General features: G+C 39.7%; 17 protein-coding genes. 8 read left to right on the forward strand and 9 right to left on the reverse strand.

Features of this window, described 5'->3' with window-relative positions:
* The first annotated feature begins 10 nt into the window (after positions 1-10).
* Positions 11-709: a hypothetical protein gene (locus tag TES1_RS02060; RefSeq protein ID WP_042679782.1), complete on the forward strand. Its 699-nt coding sequence runs from the start codon at positions 11-13 to the stop codon at positions 707-709.
* A complete protein-coding gene (locus TES1_RS02065) occupies positions 706-1,644 on the forward strand; it encodes an endo alpha-1,4 polygalactosaminidase (RefSeq protein WP_042679784.1) in 939 nt (312 codons plus the stop codon). Before TES1_RS02060 ends, TES1_RS02065 begins: the two co-directional genes overlap by 4 nt.
* On the opposite strand, the gene TES1_RS02070 is transcribed toward TES1_RS02065, so the two are convergent.
* From TES1_RS02070 to TES1_RS02075, 3 genes are all read right to left on the reverse strand, one after another.
* Positions 1,631-2,824: a redox-regulated ATPase YchF gene (locus TES1_RS02070; RefSeq protein ID WP_042679788.1), complete on the reverse strand. Its 1,194-nt coding sequence runs from the start codon at positions 2,822-2,824 to the stop codon at positions 1,631-1,633. The two genes, TES1_RS02065 and TES1_RS02070, sit on opposite strands and share 14 nt — an antisense overlap.
* A gap of 113 nt (positions 2,825-2,937) precedes the next feature.
* Positions 2,938-3,102 carry a hypothetical protein gene (locus TES1_RS10950; RefSeq protein ID WP_158505946.1) on the reverse strand — a complete coding sequence of 55 codons (165 nt, stop codon included), beginning with the start codon at positions 3,100-3,102 and terminating at the stop codon, positions 2,938-2,940.
* Positions 3,103-3,245: 143 nt separating this feature from the next.
* Complete coding sequence (locus TES1_RS02075; RefSeq protein ID WP_042679790.1) at positions 3,246-4,298, reverse strand: aminopeptidase; 1,053 nt, start codon at positions 4,296-4,298, stop codon at positions 3,246-3,248.
* A gap of 99 nt (positions 4,299-4,397) precedes the next feature.
* Between TES1_RS02075 and TES1_RS02080 the strand changes: the two genes are divergently transcribed.
* Both TES1_RS02080 and corA read left to right on the forward strand, forming a co-directional pair.
* Entirely contained in the window at positions 4,398-5,225 is an 828-nt protein-coding gene (locus TES1_RS02080) for an MBL fold metallo-hydrolase (RefSeq protein ID WP_042679792.1), read from the forward strand.
* 9 nt (positions 5,226-5,234) lie between these two features.
* On the forward strand, positions 5,235-6,203 hold the full coding sequence (gene corA, locus TES1_RS02085; protein WP_042679795.1) for a magnesium/cobalt transporter CorA: 969 nt from the start codon (positions 5,235-5,237) through the stop codon (positions 6,201-6,203).
* Here corA and TES1_RS02090 read toward each other — a convergent pair.
* Together TES1_RS02090 and TES1_RS02095 are read right to left on the reverse strand one after the other, a co-directional pair.
* Positions 6,200-6,892, reverse strand: coding sequence for a cysteate racemase (locus tag TES1_RS02090; protein ID WP_042679797.1), 693 nt, complete (start codon positions 6,890-6,892; stop codon positions 6,200-6,202). The two genes, corA and TES1_RS02090, sit on opposite strands and share 4 nt — an antisense overlap.
* A gap of 9 nt (positions 6,893-6,901) precedes the next feature.
* Positions 6,902-7,423 (reverse strand): cob(I)yrinic acid a,c-diamide adenosyltransferase, encoded by a 522-nt coding sequence (locus TES1_RS02095; protein ID WP_042679799.1) that lies wholly within the window; start codon positions 7,421-7,423, stop codon positions 6,902-6,904.
* Between the two features lie 153 nt (positions 7,424-7,576).
* Here TES1_RS02095 and TES1_RS02100 point away from each other — a divergent pair, with 153 nt between their 5' ends.
* The 3 genes from TES1_RS02100 to TES1_RS02110 all read left to right on the forward strand — a co-directional run bounded on the left by TES1_RS02100 (position 7,577) and on the right by TES1_RS02110 (position 12,482).
* Entirely contained in the window at positions 7,577-9,625 is a 2,049-nt protein-coding gene (locus TES1_RS02100) for a DUF4350 domain-containing protein (protein ID WP_042679801.1), read from the forward strand.
* 108 nt (positions 9,626-9,733) lie between these two features.
* Positions 9,734-11,152, forward strand: a complete 1,419-nt coding sequence (locus TES1_RS02105; protein WP_042679802.1) for a TldD/PmbA family protein — start codon at positions 9,734-9,736, stop codon at positions 11,150-11,152.
* 4 nt (positions 11,153-11,156) lie between these two features.
* Positions 11,157-12,482, forward strand: coding sequence for a TldD/PmbA family protein (locus tag TES1_RS02110; RefSeq protein WP_042679803.1), 1,326 nt, complete (start codon positions 11,157-11,159; stop codon positions 12,480-12,482).
* A gap of 17 nt (positions 12,483-12,499) precedes the next feature.
* Here TES1_RS02110 and TES1_RS02115 read toward each other — a convergent pair whose 3' ends face one another.
* The 4 genes from TES1_RS02115 to cobB are packed head-to-tail and all read right to left on the reverse strand — an operon-like array spanning position 12,500 to position 14,939.
* Positions 12,500-13,042, reverse strand: a complete 543-nt coding sequence (locus TES1_RS02115) for an ASCH domain-containing protein (protein ID WP_042682654.1) — start codon at positions 13,040-13,042, stop codon at positions 12,500-12,502.
* Positions 13,029-13,757: a TIGR02253 family HAD-type hydrolase gene (locus tag TES1_RS02120; RefSeq protein ID WP_042679804.1), complete on the reverse strand. Its 729-nt coding sequence runs from the start codon at positions 13,755-13,757 to the stop codon at positions 13,029-13,031. The genes TES1_RS02115 and TES1_RS02120 overlap by 14 nt, the downstream gene beginning before the upstream one ends.
* Before the next feature lie 34 nt (positions 13,758-13,791).
* The gene (locus tag TES1_RS02125; protein ID WP_042679805.1) at positions 13,792-14,187 is read right to left on the reverse strand and encodes a DUF3783 domain-containing protein; all 396 of its coding nucleotides are present in this window, start codon (positions 14,185-14,187) and stop codon (positions 13,792-13,794) included.
* On the reverse strand, positions 14,184-14,939 hold the full coding sequence (gene cobB / locus TES1_RS02130) for an NAD-dependent protein deacetylase (RefSeq protein ID WP_042679807.1): 756 nt from the start codon (positions 14,937-14,939) through the stop codon (positions 14,184-14,186). Before cobB ends, TES1_RS02125 begins: the two co-directional genes overlap by 4 nt.
* Positions 14,940-15,073: 134 nt before the next feature.
* Between cobB and glyA the strand changes: the two genes are divergently transcribed.
* Positions 15,074-16,351, forward strand: coding sequence for a serine hydroxymethyltransferase (gene glyA / locus TES1_RS02135; protein WP_042679808.1), 1,278 nt, complete (start codon positions 15,074-15,076; stop codon positions 16,349-16,351).
* Positions 16,352-16,360 lie beyond the last annotated feature (9 nt).

Here is a 16,360-nt window from a genome sequence, read left to right on the forward strand (position 1 = left end):
GTGAAAATTCATGAAAAAATGGATTTTTTTAATTAGCATTTTCATTTTGAGTATCCCACCCATACAGGCGGCTAGTGGGAACGTTCTTTATATTCATGGTGATGGAGTAGCAGTTGTTGAAAGACAAAAAGACTTTCCATATAGTCCTTCTTCTTGCCCATTTGAGATTGAATGGGAAGCAAAGATTGAAAACTGGAATGGGAATGGGTTAATATACATACTTCACGTATCTGTTGATGGAAGAACCGTAGCATTTGAGTATGGGAGAGGGTGGGATGGCACAAAGATATATTCAGTGGTTGATGGTTATTCATCCCCCCACAATGTAGATGTCACAAAATGGCATAAGTATATGATAAAAATCTATGAAAACAAAATAGAATTCTACATTGATGAAGAAAAAGTTGATGAATATAATATCACTGTTACAAAGGTAGATGGATATATAAGTGCAGGAGCATACACTGGTTCAAATTCTTTTGATCTTTATATCGACAACATTGAGGAGAGAGGATGTAGTATTAGGATGACAGAGGATTTTGAAGATGGTTCTGATAACTATTTTGTTGATAATTCTGGTAATCCAATCCATGTCCCGGAAGATCGAATCGAAATTAAGTCGACTGAGAGTACCCTAGCCGCCCCAATCCCTGGTATATCAATAATAGTTTCAGTTCTCTTATTGTTATTCATGAGGGATAAAAAATGAAGATGGTAAAGATTGTGATTTTCCTTATCTTTTTCTCTAAATTCACATTAGCAAGCTTTGCAGTTTATTATGGAAATATTTCAGCTTCTTCTAATATAAATGAACTCTCAAAATTTGATCTCCTTATTCTATCTCCTTTAGTGGAAGAAGATTATATCAAAGAGCTGAAATCGAAAAATGTAACAGTTGTGGGTTATTTAAGCCTAGCAACTATTGGTGGCTGGGAGCCTTGGGCTGAGGATGTTCCTGATGGTATAATAATAGGATATTGGGAAACATGGGATGAGAAAGAAGTTGATTTTTCCTCTCCACAGTGGAGAGATATAGTTCTCAATGAAGCTGTCCCGTATATCCTCTCAAAAGGTTTTGATGGTGTCTTTTTGGACAATCTGGACTATGTTGATAAGTATCCCGAAAAGAGAGAAGCGATGGTCAAACTCATTAAAGCAATTCGTGAAAAATATCCCGATATAGTTATTGTAGCAAACAGAGGCTTTTCAATAACCAAAGAAATTGCTCCCTGTGTCGATTACATCCTCTTTGAGGATTTTATAACTTATTATGATTTCAATGACAATAAATACAAGATTTATCAAGATGCTGATTTGCAGTGGGTTCTTGCTCAGGCGGAAATGCTGAAGAAGTTGAATGTTAAAGTTTTGGCTTTAAGCTATGTGGATTTAGACAATGAGAAGCAGGTAGAGGAATTTTCCAAAATCATTTGCAAATATGCAGATGAGTACGGCTTTGAAGTTTATATGGCAGATATAACCCTTCAAAGAATTGGACTTAACCCATGTGAGAACTTCACAAAAAGCCAAGTTGCTTCAAGCGAGACAAAAATTGGGGGAGAAAATAAAAACATCTGCGGGTCGGGAGCAATTTTGCTGTTAGTACTTCTTCCGTACTCACTTAGACAACTCATCTTGCGGTAGCTACAATTTTCATAATATCGTTGAATTGAAGTTCATAGTCTTCTCCCACTCTTCTGTGTGTCCTTGCATTTATTGCATAGAGAAATGTCTTCCCCAAGTCAGTGTGTACTTTGAACGCTAAGTCCCTCGGCGTTGAGCCTTTTTTCATTAAGAACACGTGAGGTAAAACGTTTCCAAAGCTGTCAGTCATCTTATTCTCGTCCTCAACGGGATAAACTGGAATCAACTGCAGTAATTCAAAAACAGCTTTGTTGATGACCTCTTGAACTCCTGTTGAGCCAAATCTCTCGAGGACTTTCTCTTTGATAAGCTCCAACGCTTTTTGCTGTTTTGGGCTGAGGGGTTTTAAAATTTTGAAATCGCTTTGACCAGGGAGATAATCTATGTAGCCAGCTTTCGCTGCCTTTCTAAGCGTTAACTCAGCGACAGCTGAAGTTGGTACGACAATATAGCCTCTTTTCTTCCCTTCTTCGATAAGTCTCTTTATCTGCTCATCGCTTGCCATATCTGCTTTGTTTGCCGCTATTATGATTGGCTTGTTTATTCTTCTGAGCTCACTGACAAAGTTGTATAAATCTTCATCGCTCCATTTGGTTGGATCGTTGCTTAAGTTTGTTTTGTGCAAAGCTTCAAGAACATCTTCTTCACTGACTCCAATTCCAGTTAGTTGCTCTGCAATGGCTCTTGCGAGATTTAGATGTTGAAGTTTAACCCTTTTAGCAAATTTATCCCAATTCTTCTTCAAAATTCCATAAATCCAGTAGTTTATCTCTTTCTCCAGAAATTCAATATCTTCAACGGGATCATGGTAATCTGTGGGCTGTCCTTCGGCGTCAGTTTTTCCACTTGCATCAATGACATGGATTAACGCTGAGGCCATTCTTAGGTCATCTAAAAATTTGTTCCCCAGACCCTTTCCCTCATGTGCACCGGGCACAAGTCCAGCTACATCAATCATTTTTATAGGGATCAAGGCTAACCCGTCTCTATATTCATAGTTTTGCGGATTCGGAACACAGCCAAGCTCTTTGCATGGATGTTCTGCTACAACATAACTCACTCCAACATTTGCTTCAATAGTAGTGAAGGGGTAATTGGCTATTTGAACGTCAACTAAAGTTGCTGCAGAGAAAAAGGTTGATTTTCCAACGTTTGGCTTTCCGACTACACCGATCTCCATTTTATCACCTGATTAATCTAGGCTAATTCTGATTTTAAGTTTTAGGTTTTGATTTAAGTTTCTGATTTAAGCAAACTAATTTAAACTAAAGAATTAGACTAAAGAATTAGAGCTTAGAGATAAACATTACCCTCTTTAACAACAACTCTCCATTCTTCCTTTCCATCTTCATAGGTAATTTTATAGACACCATCTTCTAGAAGGAATTTTTCTAGATATTTTGCATCAACGTTGGCGACTTTAATTCCCTTCCCAACATTCCATATCTCAGCTCTCATTTATATCACCCTTACCCCCATGGTTTTTCGGATATTAACGTTTTTATTTATAAATTTTTCTGTTTATACTAAAAAGTTTCGAAATTATTACAAAATTCTTGCTACCTATGTGTAAGGATTTCATAGAATGAAAAATTAAGAATTCAAAATATGAGGAATTTCCCTTTCTCCATTATCTTTTCCCCGTCAACTTCAACCGTTGGATTAAGAATGAGACAATCAAAGTGGTTCAAAGCTGGGGCGTCATTATCATAGTTTGCTCCAATTGCTGTATGAACCGTATTTCTGAGCTTCTCGTCCTCGAGGAGCTTTCCACTCATTTTTGCTCTCGGATTTAGTCCTATGCCAAGTTCCCCCAAGTGCCATGCATTCTTAGCCAGCTCTTCTTTTCCCATTTTAAGCGCTCTTTCCTCTGCTCTCTTTATAGCCTCTTCAAGCTTTTTAGCTTCTTCTTTACCTTCAATCTTTTGCACAAAACCTTCTTTAACGTATACTTTTACAGGATTTTTGGGGAGTATACTTTCTCCCCCTAGTCCCAGAGTTCCGTCAAAAACTATCACTCCCTCACTCTTTCCAACTGCGGGAGAAATGAACACTTCTCCAGCAGGTAAGTTGCCACCTTTACCAGGTTTTCTAAAATCACCATCGTCTCTGAATGCTTTTCTCTTATGTATATCTATCCACAAATCTGTTCCTTTTTCAGTTGCTATATGCACTTCTTTCCCTTTATCTAGGATTTTAGCTAAGACTTGCGCCTCATATCTAAGCCTCTCATAATCAATTGGAACAGCCCTCAGATACATGTCTATAGTGATTCCAGGGCTCCAGAAGGAGCGTATTCTTCTATCTCCCCAGAGGAGCTTTTCAAAAATGTGGATGTATTTTTGGTTGTCTCTTCCTACATATCCGATATTCAATCCGAATGCATCTTTACCTAACTTTTTCTCAGTTATTGAGATTACTATATCTGGTTCACTTTTTATAGCCCCGATTACACTTCGCTCTGCAAATTCAAGTGAAGTCTTTGGCTCTTGAATAACGATTGTAGGCTTAGCGTGAAATTCCTTAGCAGCATTGAAAAGGCTCAATGAAATGCCAAGAACCTCTCCGGGGTTTGTTATTATCAGTATCTCTTCATCTTTCTGAACATCAAGAACTTCACGCATGACTATCCTTGAGACTTTCTTGAGCTCCATAAAATCACCTAAAATTGAGATTTGTTTTTTCATTTAATAACAATTATGGAAGAGAAAAGCATAATTACTTTGGATTCCTAATTCCTTGGGTGGTTACTGATGACAAGAATCTACACCCTTGTTGAGGATTATTCTGGTTATGAAAGTCCTTTCTTGGGTCACCATGGTATAAGTTTTCTAATTGAACACAGGGGAAAGCGCATTCTTTTTGACGTCGGACAAAGCGAAAAGCCAATTTTATACAATATGGACATATTGGGGTTAGAGCTAGAGAGCATTGACTACATATTTTTATCACATTGTCACTATGATCATACTGGTGGTTTATTGGGGATGCTTAAAGTTATCAAAAAGAGGATTTCAGTGATTGCACATCCTTTGATATTTAGAAGACATTTTATAACAGAACCATATCTGAGACATGTTGGAATTCCGTTTTCAAAAGAGGAGATTGAAAAATTTGCAGAGTTATACCTAGTGGACGAGCCGTTTCAAATTATTGAAGATATCTATTCTACTGGGGAAATAAGGAAGAGAGAAGACTTTGAGAAGGTAGCTCTAGAGCTTTATACACTGGAAAATGGCAAACTTGTGAGAGATGAACTTTTAGATGACATGAGCTTGGTTATAAAAACCTCGCAGGGGCTGGTAGTCGTTAGCGGTTGCTCTCATGCTGGAATTGTTAGCATAATTAAACGTGCCATTGAAATTACAGGCATCAAGAAGGTGAGGGCAGTTATTGGAGGATTCCATCTCATTGATGTCAGTAGTGAAAGGATAAAGCAAACTGTCAAAGCTTTCCAGGAGCTTGGTGTCGAAGAAGTTTATACCGGACATTGTACTGGACTAAAAGCAGAAGCTGAATTTTTGAAAGCTTACGGAGATAGGTTCCATAAACTTCATAGTGGCCTGGTAATTGAATTTTAGGTGTTGAAAATGGAGAATCCAAGGATTACTCTCTTTGCATATTCAAAGGATAAATTTACGGAAAAGAGGCTTGAAAGTCTTGAAGAAGCCCTTAATTACAAGGATCACTCTGTTGTGTGGATAAACATTGATGGTATTGCATATCTAAATGAATTAAAGAATATTTTTGGTTTTTATGACACTTCAATAAGGTTAATCCTTCGTTCAAAAAGCAGGTCAAAAATTGAAATTTTCGGGGATTATTTGTTTATTCTCATCTATCAAGTTTATGAGTCCTCTGGAGGATTAAAGAGGGAGAGAACTGCAATATTTCTGAAGGATAACTACGTGATAACTCTGCAGGAAGTAGAGGGTGATGTTTTTAACTCCATTAGAGAAAGTATTAGAAAAGGAGAGGGCCTTGTTAGAGAGAAAAATGCTGATTATTTGGTTTTTCTCCTCCTTGATGCGGTAATTAACAACTATATCCCAATTTTAGATAGGATAAATGCAAAAATGGAGGCAATAGAGGATAAGATACTCCGTAACAGTGACAGAGAAATGCTAAGGAAAATTCACACAATACGCAGAAGAATCCTTTTTATGAGACGTGCTATTTTTCCTCTGCTTGAAGTTTTTAGGGAGTTACAACTTGAGGGTACAAAGTTCTTTGAAGAGGACACAAGGCCGTATCTTAGGGAACTTAATGCTCATGTTTTGGAGGTTCTCGATTTAATAGAAAGCCAGCGCGAGATGGCAAATGGTCTCATAGATATTTACTATTCTACAATCTCAATGAGAATAAATGAGATCATGAGGGTACTAACAGTAATTTCCACAATCTTCATACCCCTGACCTTTATAACGGGAGTGTATGGTATGAACTTTCGTTATATGCCAGAGCTGAGTTGGCGTTATGGGTATCCTGCAGTTCTGCTTGTTATGTTGATGATATCACTTAGCATGCTCTATTATTTCAAAAGAAAAGGTTGGCTTTAGAGACTCAAAGCAAGCTTTACAGCTTTTTCGGCTATAACGTCCATCGGATCAATTAGTGGAACTTCCAAATCCTCGGGTTTCAGTGCAACACTCACCTCAGTGCAACCCGCAATGATGCCTTTGCTTTTCTTTTCAAGCTTTTTGGCCACTTCTAGAATTAGCTTTCTTCCAAGCTCGAACTTGTTAGCTTTGATTCCTTCGTAGATGCCTCTCATAACTTTCTCTTGCTCTTCTTCAGTTGGTATTATCACTTTTATCTCTCTCCTTTCCAGAGCTTTCTGGTAGATTCCGCTAACCACTGTTCCTGTTGTTGCTAGCAGTCCAACTCGTTTAATCCCCAGTTGCTTAACATATTCGGCAGTTTCCTCAATCATGTTGATTAGTGGAATGTTTATTGCCTTCTGGATCTCATCGGCGAAAAAGTGAGCTGTGTTGCAAGGCATTATTATGAAATCTGCCCCCCAGCTTTCAAGCTTTTTTGCACTATCAATGAGTTCTGGCAGGGGATTTTCACCTCTACTGAGAATGTAAGCTGTCCTATCGGGAATTTTTGGATTGTTGTAGATTATAATCCTTGGATGGTCCTGGTCTCTTTTTGCTGGGGTTTTCAGAACTATTCTTTTAAATAGCTCAACAGTTGCCATAGGACCCATACCGCCGAGAATTCCTATTGTCTTTTCCTTCTCCATTCTAACCACTCAGCTTTTTGCATATTTGAGTTTGCCAGCTTTCCACTCAATATAACGCGCCATAATAAACAATAAGTCGCTTAAGCGGTTAAGGTATTTTAGAGCATCTTCGCCAAAGCCATACTCCAAAACAAGCTTTGCAACTTTTCTTTCTGCCCTTCTCACAACAGCTCTGCAGACATCAAGTTTTGCACTCGCTATTGTTGAGCCAGGGATTACAAAAGCTTTTAGTTGAACTTCATCTTCGAATTTTTTAATCAAGCTTTCCATCCATTCTACCTCATCTTTTCCAATCTTCTTGTATTTGCCTTTGCTTGCTATTTCTGCCATGAGGGAATATAAATCAACCTGAATTTTCTCTACGATGGTTCTAAGCTCCTCATCCTCAAGGTAGTGCTTTGCTTCTCCAAGAAAAGAGCTTACTTCGTCAATTGTCCCATTAGCTTCAATAATCGGTGAGAACTTTGCTACTCTCTCTCCGGTAAAAATTCCAGTTGTCCCTTTATCGCCAGTTTTTGTTGTGATTGGCATATAATCACCAAGTTCAGTTAAAAGTGCTGGCCTTTTTATCTCTTTTGTTGCTTTTCTGTCGTTTAGTGCTATTATTTACACACTATGGGTGATACAAAGATACTGGGAAAAGTTATTTATACCTAAGAGCGTTTTTAGAATTTTGGTGATGTTATGAAAAGATGGGGTATGTTCTTAATTATTGTGATGATTTTAAGTATCGTTCCAGCAGGTACTATAAGCTTTGTAAATGCAGCAACTTATGTTCCAATTCCTGAGATACAGGGCTACAGTGACAGCTCACCTTATGAAGGTCAGACTGTCATCACAACAGGTGTTGTGACAGCAGTTGCTCCAAAGGGATTTTTCATACAAAACGGGACAGGACCATGGACCGGAATTTATGTTTATACTGGCTCGGCACCTTCAGTTCAAGTTGGTGATCTTGTGGAGGTTAGGGGATATGTCAAGGAATATTACGGATTAACTGAGATTTCAGTCAACCCCACATATGGAGATTACGTTAAGGTGCTTGGCACAGCACCCGTTCCAGAACCAGTTATCCTTCCTACAGGAAACGTTTCACAAGAACAGTGGGAAAGTGTTTTGGTAAAGGTTGTTGGTGTTACTGTAGTTGATCCAGATTTGGGATATGGTGAGTGGCTTGTTGATGATGGAAGTGGCCCAGTCAGAATAGATGACTTAATTTACAGGTACACTCCAGAATACGGACAGAAATTTGACTATATTATTGGACCAGTTTACTATTCGTATGGTAACTTTAAGATTGAGCCAAGAGGCCCAGAGGACATAAAGGAATACATACCTGAGATAAAAATTGCCGAACTTAATGTGGATAAATCTCTTATTAAAGGAGTTGCAGCACCAATTAGTGTTCTTATTAAAAACGACGGTACATTCAGTGAAAATATAACTTTGATTATCTATGCAAATGATGAAGTTCTATTAAATACGACGTTAGTCTTAGATCCCGGAATGAACTATTCTACAACTGTTACATGGGCCCCATCATTCTCTGGAGAAGCACTCATCAAGGCAGAGATCGTTGGATATGATGAAAAGTATGTTCCTGTTACTGTATATGAGAATCCCAACACAGTTGCATATACTCTTGTCCTTTATTACAACCGCCAATACGTGAAATACAGGGAAGAATTTGATCAGCTCTATGAGCAGTTTACGAGCATGATTGAGGCACTTCAGGAGTATGGAGTTAATTTAACACCAATCCAAAGGGATATCAGCAGAATTCAGTCAAACTTTGAGGAAATAAACAGCCTATATCAGAGATATGAGAGTCTTTTAGGTTATGAAGCAAGGGGATATTACATCCCTATCATGATTCCGCTTAGAAAGGCGACCTTCCTTACAGAGAACACAATTAAACTGCTTAAAGAAATTAATCCAATACTTAACTCAACGCTCAGCCAAGTTAAAACGATGTACGAGCAGCAGAATGTCACACAGGTTACTGAAAATATCACAGTTTCAGTTCCAAAGATAGTTAGGGTTCTTATAGACTCCGGTCACAACCAATATTACAATGCTGATAAAATGAGTGGTCTCATCAATAGGATAGAGAACGAGCTGAACTGGACAGTTGATGTTAACTATGGAATGCTAACCTATGAGAAGCTCAAAGATTATGACATTCTCATCATTACCAATCCAAGGACTGACATCACAGATGAAGAAGCACAAGCAATCAAGCAGTGGGTTAAAGGGGGTGGAGGTCTCTTCATTCTCGGAGACTGGTATAAGTATGTCTACCACAGAAGCTTGAACAAGATAACCGAGGAGTTTGGCATCAAGTTTAACGATGATGAGCTAATGGACGATGAAATTAATGATGGAAAGCCATACTACCCGTTCGTTGGTGAATACAATCTCGAGCATCCAGCAATGAAATTCCTCGACGAAACATGGAAGATGTACTACAACGGTGATACCCTTGATGTTTCCGGAGATGCAGTCTGGCTCATCAGAGGTTATGACAGCTCCTATGCTGTGGATCAGACAGGAAAGGTTACAAAGGAGAAAGGCTCAAAACCAATAGTAGCAGCAGCAGTTGAAGTTGGAGAAGGAAGGATAGTGGCATATGGATCAAGTAAGGCGATAAGTGATTCTTATCAGGGCAACTACATAAGCACAAACTGGCTATTCATTAAGGGAGTTCTCCTCTGGCTTGCTGGGGAAATCTGAACTTTTCCTTTAATTTTATTTTTGCTCCTTATTTCAATATCCATCGAAGCGAAACGATTTTATATTTAAGGATTGCACTCTTCTATGCATAGATGAGAGGTGAGGCTCATGCATGAACTTGTTGAGTTTGCCGTTGAAAAGGCTTTGGAGCTTGGGGCAAAATATGCCGAGGCAAGATTTGAGGAGCATAGTGGAGTAAGTATTTTCATGAAAAACGGTAATCCGGAGGGGCTTGGTATAAGGGCTGACAGAGGAATAGGAGTTAGAGTTCTTGTAAATGGTGGAATGGGATTTGCATCAACAAATGTTCTGACAAAAGAAAGCGTCAGTGAAGCTGTCAAAAAAGCGGTTAAGCTTGCAAAAGCTACTTCAAAAGTTAGGAACAGACCAATAGAGTTTAGCGAGGAAAGGTTTCATGAAGTTTACTACGAAGTAAGAATGAAGAAAGACTTCAGAGACTATTCTGGAGAAGAAAAGATGGAGTATCTAAAACTCATCGAGGAGGAAGTTCTGAATAGTGGAGTTAATGTTCCAATGAGATTTTTGAGCTATCAAGACTGGATTGCCCACAAGTATTTCGTTAACAATGAGGGGGCAAAAGTCGAGAGTGTCATTCCAAGAGTTTCGATAACATACAACTTGGTGGTTTTTGAGGAAGGTCAAGTTGAGCAAGCCCCGTTTGTTAAAACTGCCTTTACAGGTGGTCTAGAGCTCATAGAGAAAGCAGAACCTTGGAAGAAAGCACTGAATGATGTTAAAGCTTTGCATAGATTAATAAAGGAAGGAAAGAAGCCACCAGAAGGAAAGGTGGATGTTGTCATAAGTCCAGAAGTTGCAGGAATAGCTGTTCACGAGAGCGTTGGACATCCTTATGAGGCTGATAGGATTTTTGGAAGGGAGGCAGCTCAAGCTGGAGAGAGCTTCGTCAAACCAGAGATGCTTGGACAAAAGATTGGGAGTGAAGTTGTTACTGTTATTGAAGACCCAACAATACCAAACAGCTGGGGTTTCTATTTGTATGATGATGAAGGCGTTAAAGCTCGTCCGAGGTATTTAATCAAAGATGGAATCATTACCGAGTTCCTGATGAATAGAGAATACGCCTATTACTTAGGCACTCACTCAAACGCCTCTGCTAGGGCGATAAACTACGACAGAGAGCCCATAGTGAGAATGGCCAACACTTACTTGGCTCCGGGCGATTATTCCTTTGAGGAGCTGATTGAAGATGTGAAGCTTGGTGTTTACATGGTCAGCTTTAACGAATGGAACATTGATGATAGGAGATATCAGCAGAGATATATTGGTAGAGAAGCTTACTTGATTGAAAATGGTGAAATAAAGCATCCAGTAAGGAGGCCTATTCTTGAGATTACAACAAAAGGTCTGTGGAGCAGTGTTGACGCAGTAGGAAAAGAGGTTGAATTTTACCCAGGAACATGTGGGAAAGGTGAACCCGGGCAGGGAGTTCCAGTATGGATGGGAGGGGCGAGTGCAAGACTTAGGGACGTTGTATTGAGGAGGTGAGAAAATGTTTGATGTTAATGAACTCATTTTAAAGAAGGCCAAAGAGATTGGCTTTGGAGATGTCGTAGTTTTGTCATATGAGACACAGAGGAGACAAGTCAGATTTGCAAACAACGAGATTACTGTCGCTAAAAACTGGCACTATCAAAAATCTGTAATTTTTGCTGAATATGAAAAGAGGCTTGTCTCGACAGAGCTTACAGCACTTGATGAAAAAATAATCGAAGAGACATTAAAAATGCTTTTCAAGACGGCAAAGGCGATGGAGCCGAAGAAGGACTATTATGGCATAGCAGAGGGTCCATTTGAGTATAAAGACATTCCAGAGACATTTGACAAAGCAATAGTTGAGCTTGATGAGCCGAATGAATACGTTGAGATTGCCATAAACTCAGCATTGGAAGAAGGTGCCAAGAGGGTTGCTGGAGTTCTCTATACGGACTACAACAAGCTCTACTTAACAACAAGCAACAATGTTGAGGCTTTTGACGAGGGAACTGGTATAGAAATCAGTGTTAGGGCTTTCGTTGATGACGTGGCAAGTGGTCATGGGACGAATTCAGTTAGAGTTTTGAAAAAGTTCGACCCAGAAAGCGCTGGAAGAAAGGCTGGAGAAATAGCAAAGCTTGCCGTTAATCCGGAAGAAGGAGAGGCTGGCAAATACGACGTCATCTTTGACCCGTTAGCCTTCGCAAATCTGCTTTCATATATGAGCTTCATGGCATCAGCCTTTGCTGTTGAAGCGGGATTCAGCTTTTTAGTTGGCAAGCTTGGGCAGAAGATTGCAAGTGAAGGCATCGTTTTGAAGGATGTAGGAAACATGCCAAACGCTTATGGAACGAGGAAATTTGATGACGAAGGTGTTCCAACTCAAGAAACAACGATAATCGAAAACGGAGTTTTGAAGACCTATCTTCTCAACACAAGCCTAGCTAGAAAATACAACACAAAAACAACGGCTAACGCAGGTTTAACAATGCCAAGAGCTTGGAACATCTACCTTGAGGCTGGAGACTACTCAAAAGAAGAGCTCTTCAGCGAGGTTAAAAGGGGAATTTACATAACAAACGTTTGGTACACAAGGTTCCAGAACTATGTTGCTGGTGATTTCTCGACGATTCCAAGGGATGGGACATTCTTAATTGAAAACGGTGAAATTGTTAAGCCAATAAGGAACATCCGCGTAAGCGATAACTTCCAGCGCATCTTGGAGAGCATAGTTGCTCTGGGAAAGGAACTCTATCACATCCACTGGTGGGAAGTCAGAACGCCAGTATTTACTCCTTATGTTCTGGTTAAAGATGTTGGCATAACGAAGGCTACAAAGTAACTTCTTTTTCCTTTTCCCTAAATTATTCCTTTAGCATAAAGTTCATGATAAGCCTTTAATAATGCATCTCTAACCCTCTTTGGTCCATATCTTTTCACTGCAGCTTTTAGTCCCTCTTCATGGATTTTTTTCACAATCAAATCAATATCTGGAGAAATTTTTAGGTTGTTTTCGACATAGAGCTTAGCTATCTCATAAGGGTCTCTGTAATTCAAGCCCTTGAGCCATTTTAGGGGTATTCCTTCTTTGAACTGTTTTATAACTTCAAACTCAATGATTGTGATTTCATCATCCCCATAAAGCTCTCCGTAAATTTTGTTCAAGGCTCTCAAAAGCTCTTTAATGTCTTTAAACCCATCCCTCTTTGCATCCTCATTGGTGAGCTCTTTGACCTTCTTTTTTGTAACGCTCTTTATCCTAGCTTTAGCTATTGCTGTATCGCTTGGAGTTATGACTATGTAAACCTCGCTTCCCGGTTTTGCTTCGTATTTTCCATATCTAATCGTTGTAACCTTCTTTCCCTTCAGAATACGCTCTTTGTATGCGTTATCTATCAGCATGAACTTCCTTATTTGAACCGTCTTTGCCACTGTTCAGCACCTCTATTATCTTCGGAACGTCGAGCAGATCAGTGATTTCATAGTCCGCATACTCCTTATATTCATTTTCCCTATTTGCATACTTCCCATAGCGGAACCAAACTGTGTGCATGCCCACTTTTTTTGCTCCATAAATGTCCGAATAAAGCCTGTCTCCAACCATTACAGCTTCTTCAGCTTTGACTTCAAATATTCTAAGTGCTTTCTGGAAAATCTTTGGATGCGGCTTCTTAACTCCTTCGAAGTCGGATATGACAACATGCTCGAAGAAATCATCTAAATCTAAGCGTAGAATTTTTTCCCATTGTTTTATTGGGTCTCCATCTGTGATTATACCAAGCCTTAGACCCATTTCGCGAAGCTTGAGGAGAGTTCTCCTCACATGTCTCACTTCTCTCAGATAAGCAAATTTTGTATTATGATAAGCAATTACTCCAGCAGCGACCCATTTTGGGTTGTACTTTAAATCCAAACGCCTAAGGAGGTAGTCAAAGTGCCTTGGAAAATTGCTTCCATATTCATTGATAAGCTCTAAAAGCTCATTATATGCTGTATCAAAATCAACAGGCATTCCATGACGGATCATGTTTTCTATTGCGTTTTTCCGTGCCATCTCAGCTAACCTTGTTGTATCAGCTATTGTATCATCCAAATCAAAAAACACGACCTTTATCATATCCTTCCCCACTTTATTTTTGATAACCACCTATTTAATCTTTCTCAATATCCAAATACAGCTTGCTTTGTTTTGTCCTCATTCTCTTCAATTCTTGGAAGTATTCGTCTTCATGAATCAGCTCTTCCAGCAAATCTTTAAGCTTCCATGTGAGTGAAGCTGGCGTAGTGGTTGCAAAGATTATCCTTCCTAGGTTTAGGGACTTTATTTTAGCTAAAACTTCCTTAATTTGAGGATTTTTAAGGTTGTGCATTAAAATAAACTTTTTGAGATGCCAGTCACATGAACCTTTTAGTTCTTCTGCTTTCTCAACTATGCTTTGCACAGCCCAATCCCTGCAGTATTGGGGAACCTCATAAACTTTGAACTCACTAAGTGTTTCCCTGATTTTTTTAACTTCATTCTCGTTAAATCCAATTAGAAATATCATTCTCTCAGCTCCATAATTTTCTTCAAAAGCTCATCCATAGCTTCTCCAGCTTTTCCTCTTATGAAGATGTCAGCTATCGGTGTAATGCCGCTTTCATTTGGATTAATCTCAATCACATACCCACTGTTATCTTTGACGATGTAGGGTATGTACGCTGCTGGAAACACTTGTCCGCTCGTACCTATAACTAAACATACATCAGATTTTCTCGCTAAGTTGAATGCTCTGCTTAAAGCCTCCTCAGGCAAGGCTTCTCCAAACCAAACAACATCTGGTCTTAAAAGAGAGCCGCACTTTGGACATTTGGGCAAATCTTCATCTTCAAGGAACTTTTCAAGTCTTCCGCTTTCTTTAAGATTTTCTCTGTAATCACAATGTGTGCACTTCACTCTGAAGATGTTTCCATGAAGCTCTATAATGTTTTTATTCCCTGCTTCTCTGTGCAAGTCGTCAACATTTTGGGTAATTACAGCTTTAAGAATTCCCATTCTCTCAAGTTCAGCTAAAGCTAAGTGGGCTTTGTTTGGCTTAGCTTTTGATATAAGCCTCATTCTCCATTTGTAGAATTCCCACACAAGCTTTGGATTTTTGGCAAAAGCTTCAGGCGTGGCAAGTTCTTCTGGGCGATATTGCTTCCATAATCCGTTTTTTCCTCTAAAAGTTGGTACTCCACTCTCGGCACTTATTCCAGCTCCAGTAAAGGCTATTAGAAACTTTGAGCGGGCGATTAATTTTGCTGCCTCTTCTATCATCTCACTCCCCAATATTTTTCGCATTTTTGATTTTAAAATCTTAACATATGTCGTCTTTTCTGCCTGACTATCTAAGCAACCTTTAAATTACATACTGGTGAAATATTTCATGCATAAACCTTTGGGGTGATAATATGAGCTATGCGGAGTATAAGGATAAGGTTCTGGAGTTTATTGAGATGCACGAAAAGTGGAGGAGCTCAACAATTAATTTGATTGCAAGCGAAAACGTGACCTCCCCAAGTGTTACAAGGGCCGTAGCAAGTGGTTTTATGCATAAATATGCTGAGGGTTGGCCAAAACAGAGGTACTATCAGGGATGTAAATATGTTGATGAGGTTGAACTTATCGGTGTTGACCTCTTCTGCAAGCTCTTCAAGAGCGATTTTGCAGATTTAAGACCAATTTCAGGTACAAACGCAAATCAAGCCGCATTTTTTGGACTCACACAGCCTGGAGACAATGTTATAGTCCTCCACACCTCACACGGTGGACACATAAGCCACATGCCTTTTGGTGCAGCTGGTATGAGAGGTCTCAACGTTTTCACATGGCCATTTGACAATGAAAGCTTTAATATCGATGTTGATAAGGCAGCTCAGCTCATTAGGGAGAAGGAGCCAAAGCTCGTTGTCTTTGGTGGTTCATTGTTCCCGTTCCCACACCCGGTCAAAGAACTCGCTCCAGTAGCTAAAGAGGTTGGAGCTTATGTCATGTACGATGCAGCTCACGTTCTTGGATTGATTGCTGGGGGAGAGTTCCAAGACCCACTTAGAGAAGGAGCTGACATAATCACATCTTCAACTCACAAGACATTCCCAGGTCCACAGGGTGGTGTAATTCTCTACAAGAACTTTGGTGATGATGTTGCAAAGCTCCAGTGGGCAATCTTCCCAGGTGTCCTCAGCAACCACCACCTCCACCACATGGCTGGAAAGGTAATCACAGCAGCAGAGATGCTTGAGTATGGTGAAGCTTATGCAAAGCAGATAGTCAAGAACGCAAAAGCTTTAGCGGAGGCTTTAGCTGAGGAAGGATTCAAGGTCATCGGCGAAGACCAAGGCTACACCAAGAGCCACCAAGTTATAGTTGATGTCAGCGACCTTCACGAAGCAGCTGGCGGATGGGCAGCACCGCTCCTCGAAGAGGCGGGTATAATCCTCAACAAGAATCTCTTACCTTGGGATCCACTTGAGAAGGTCAACACACCAAGCGGTCTCAGAATCGGTGTCCAAGAGATGACAAGAGTTGGAATGATGGAGGACGATATGAAAGAAATTGCAAGGTTCATGAGACGTGTATTGATTGACAAAGAGGATCCAAAGAAGGTTGAGAAGGAAGTTTTCGAGTTCAGAAAGCAGTTCCAGAAGGTTTACTACTCCTTTGATTACGGCTTGCCAATGAAGGAGTGATTTTCTCTT

This window comes from Thermococcus paralvinellae (assembly GCF_000517445.1).
In the GTDB taxonomy this organism is placed as follows: domain Archaea; phylum Methanobacteriota_B; class Thermococci; order Thermococcales; family Thermococcaceae; genus Thermococcus_B; species Thermococcus_B paralvinellae.